Annotated in this window: 3 protein-coding genes; all 3 read left to right on the top strand. The window is 70.6% G+C overall.

Annotated features, from left to right (window positions below; genetic code table 11):
- On the top strand, positions 1–1,035 hold a 1,035-nt coding region (locus tag E1284_RS39550), incomplete at its 5' end, for a DUF4190 domain-containing protein (protein ID WP_165965615.1).
- Positions 1,032–2,090 (top strand): DUF4190 domain-containing protein, encoded by a 1,059-nt coding sequence (locus E1284_RS39545; protein ID WP_131945255.1) that lies wholly within the window; start codon positions 1,032–1,034, stop codon positions 2,088–2,090. The genes E1284_RS39550 and E1284_RS39545, both read left to right, overlap by 4 nt.
- Before the next feature lie 64 nt (positions 2,091–2,154).
- Complete coding sequence (locus E1284_RS39540; protein ID WP_165965614.1) at positions 2,155–3,279, top strand: DUF4190 domain-containing protein; 1,125 nt, start codon at positions 2,155–2,157, stop codon at positions 3,277–3,279.
- Positions 3,280–3,516 lie beyond the last annotated feature (237 nt).

The raw sequence follows: 3,516 nt of genomic DNA, 5'->3' as shown, positions 1-3,516 counted from the left end.
CCGTACCCCGGCCTGCCCGCGCCCACGCCGCTCATGGGAGCGCCCTACGAACCCGCCCGGCGGCCGACGAACCAGTTCGCGGTGTTCGCGGTGGTCACCGGCCTGGTCGGACTGATCCCGCTGGCGATCGGCTTCGCCGTCACCGCCCTCGTCCAGGCGGGCCGCCGGGGCGAGAAGGGCCGCGGCCTCGCCATCGGCGGCTTAGCCGCGTCCGTCGTCTGGGTGCTCGCCGGCGCGGTCGCACTCGCCGTCACCTCGGCCCTCCCGCCCGACCAGGACCGCGCCGGCGAACGCCGCGGCGGCGCCAGGCCCATCACCGGCCTCGACGTCGGCGACTGCTTCACCGCCTTCGCCGACGACGGCTCCGGCGGCTACCAGGCGAAGGAACTGCCCTGCACGCAGCCGCACAAGGGCGAGGTCGTCGCACGCGCCGAAGCGCCCGCGAACGTCCAGCTGTCGCGCGACTCGATGACCAGGTGGGCCGAGGACCTGTGCCAGAAAAAGACCGAGTACCTGATGCGCAGCCGGTACCGCAACGAGCTCGACCCCTATTACGACTGGTCCGGCGACGAACCCTTCGACGACGACGGGCTGACACTGACCTGCGTCGTCCGCTACAGCGGCACCGCGCCTCTCACCACGCCGCTCGTCGCCACCGTGGACACGAGGCTGAAGACGTACAACCAGCTGAGCACCGGCGAATGCATCGACGAGTGGGAGGAGACCGACCCGGTCACCGCCACCGTCTCCTGCAAGAAACCGCACCGGTACCAGGTGTACGCCACCTTCACGCTGGACACGGGCAATGACTCCCTGGACTACGGCGGCTATCCGGGCGACGAGGCGATCGACAAGAAGGCCGCCCGCGGCTGCGACAAGCGCGCGGACAAGGTCTTCCGCAACGCCTCGCTCGAACGCGACCTCGAGATCCTGTACGTGATGCCGTCCGAGGCCGACTGGATGGAGAGCATCCACGACGTCGTCTGCATGGTCCAGGCCGCCAACGGAAAACTGAAGAAGTCGGTCCTGCCATGACGAACGCGCCCTCCTGGGTGCCGCCAGACTCGTCCCCGCCCGAACCGGACCCGTCGTCCAGCGTTCCCATGGACACGCCACCGCCTCCGTCCGCCCCCGTCCCGGTCAGGACGAACCGGCTCGCGATCGCCGCGCTCACCACCGGGCTCGCCGGCATGGTCCCGTTCGCGGCCGGCTTCGCCATCGCCGCCCTCGTCCAGACCCGCCGGCGGGGCGAAAAGGGCCGGAGCCTCGCCATCGGCGCCCTCACCGCATCCGCGGCCTGGGCCGTGGCCGTGGCCGCCGTCGCGGTCGCGATGGCGGGCGGCTCATCGTCATCGGCGGAACACGTCCAGACCCGGGCCTCGGCGCTGCGCGAAGGGGACTGCTTCACCGGCGCCGCCATCAACGACACCGACCTGGTGACGATCGTGCCGTGCACGCAACCTCATGAGAGCGAGGTCATCGCCCGCTCCCCGCTGCCCAACGAGCCCTACCCGGGCCCCGAGAAGCTCTATCTACAGGCTAAGGAACTGTGCACGAAGCGTGGCCTGTACCTCCAGAAGAGCAGGTATCACGAGAACCTCGACCCGCGCCTGCTCGGCCCCGACCAGAAGCGCTGGTGGAAAGGCGACCGCGAGGTGACCTGCCTCATGCACTACACCGGCACCGGTGCACTCACATCGCCTCTCGCGGCGACCGTGGACCCGAATCTGAAGGGCTACGCGGCTCTGTCGATAGGTGAGTGCATCCCGAAGTGGGACAACAAGGACAGCTACACGGCCGTCGTCCCGTGCACCGAGCCCCACCGGGCCGAGGTGGTGGCCACGTTCGAACTGCCGTTCGGCGAACCGCCCTGGACCTACCCGGGCACCGAGTCCGTCGACCGGCAGGCGCGCCGCGGTTGCGAGAAGCGCTCGAAAAAGATCTTCGCGGACCGGCCACCGCCGCCCGCGAAGCTGGTGCTCGCGTACCGGGCACCGGACGAGAGCGCCTGGGACCGCCAATCCCGACTGGTTCTCTGCGCGCTCAAGGTCGCGGACGGGACGCTGAAACAGCCGCTGGTACCGCGATGAGGCCGGCGGCCCACCGTTTCCGCGACCTGTCTGACGCATGCCTCCCGACACGAATGGATCACGTATGACAACGCCACCCGGCGATGGCAGCGCCTCGGACGGTGCCGAGCCGGCACCCGCCTGGACCCCGCCTGACAGCGCTCCTCCGTCCGCCGACGTCTCCGCCCCGCCCACGCAGGCGCCGCCCTGGACCACTCCGCCCTCGGCCGGGCCGTCCATGAGCGGGCCGCCCGTGGGCGTCCGGCGGCGGACGAATCGGTTCGCGATTGTCGCGATCGTCACGGGAGTGCTCGGGCTCGTCCTTTTCGCGGTCGGCTTCGCCGTCGCCGCCCTGGTGCAGACCGGCCGCCGGGGCGAGAAGGGCAGGGGCCTCGCCATCGGCGGCCTCGCCGCCTCGCTGGTCTGGGTCGCCGCGATCGCCGCCGTCGTGACGGTCGGGCCGCTGTCCTCGGGCTCCTCCGGGCCGGGCGTCCGGGCGGACGGCCGGGTCGCGGTCACCGCCATGCGTCCGGGCGACTGCTTCAGCGAACTCGTGGAGACCCCCGACGGCATGTTCGCGAAGCCGCTGCCGTGCACCACGCCCCACCGGGGCGAGCTCAGCGCCTCGACGGAACTCTCGGATGTGCCCTACCCGGGCGTGCGCGAGGCGCGCGACCGGGCGTGGACGGCATGCCGCGAGCGGACCGAGTTCCTGGAGCGCAGCCGCTACGGCGAGGACCTCGAACTGCACGTCGCACCGCCGGACGAGGACGCGTGGAAGACCGGGGACCGCACCGTCAGGTGCCTGATGCGTTACACCGGGTCCGGTCTGCTTCCGTCCGCCCTCGACCAGACCATCGAGACGAGGACGCAGTACACCTCCCAGCTTTCACCGGGAGACTGCATCAAGGAATGGGGCGAATACGACGACCAGCCCCTGATCCCCTGCACCAAGGAGCATGAGTACGAAATGCTCGGCTTCTCCACGCTGCACGGTGGCGAGTACCCGGGAGACGACAAGCTGGAGCAGAAGGCGCTCGACGCCTGCACCGATCTCGCGCGCGAAGTCTGGGGTGGAGACCCCCCGTCCGACATCGACATCGCGTTCGCGGGACCGGACAGGTTCCGCTGGGAGCAGCAGATGCGGACCGTCGTCTGCCTGGTCACCGGCCGGGACGGGCCGCTGAAGCGCTCCGTGGTCCCGCACTGAGCGGGTGTGCCGCCGGCGCCGGTGGGCGCCGGCGGCACGCGCGCGGCTAGTGCGGTGACCACAAACGTCCACCGGGTTGGGTGACACGCCGGACAGGGTCAGGGACGGGCAGGTTGATCGGCTCCACCCTCGATGACGACAGGTCGTTATCGAGAGAGGGGCGGGCTGGTGGCAGAGCCAGTCAGAGCACGGCGGTTGACCCAGGACGAGGGGCGCCGGCTGCAGCAGATCATCCGG

This window comes from Actinomadura bangladeshensis, assembly GCF_004348335.1.
Taxonomy (GTDB): Bacteria; Actinomycetota; Actinomycetes; order Streptosporangiales; family Streptosporangiaceae; genus Spirillospora; species Spirillospora bangladeshensis.
The sequence above is the reverse complement of the archived record's forward strand: the minus strand, read 5'-3'. Positions and strand labels throughout refer to the sequence as shown.

Excerpts from the sequence above, each read along its gene's own strand:
- E1284_RS39545 (WP_131945255.1), top strand. The coding sequence starts at position 1,032 with ATGACGAACGCGCCCTCCTGGGTGCCGCCAGACTCGTCCCCGCCCGAA.
- E1284_RS39540 (WP_165965614.1), top strand. The coding sequence starts at position 2,155 with ATGACAACGCCACCCGGCGATGGCAGCGCCTCGGACGGTGCCGAGCCG.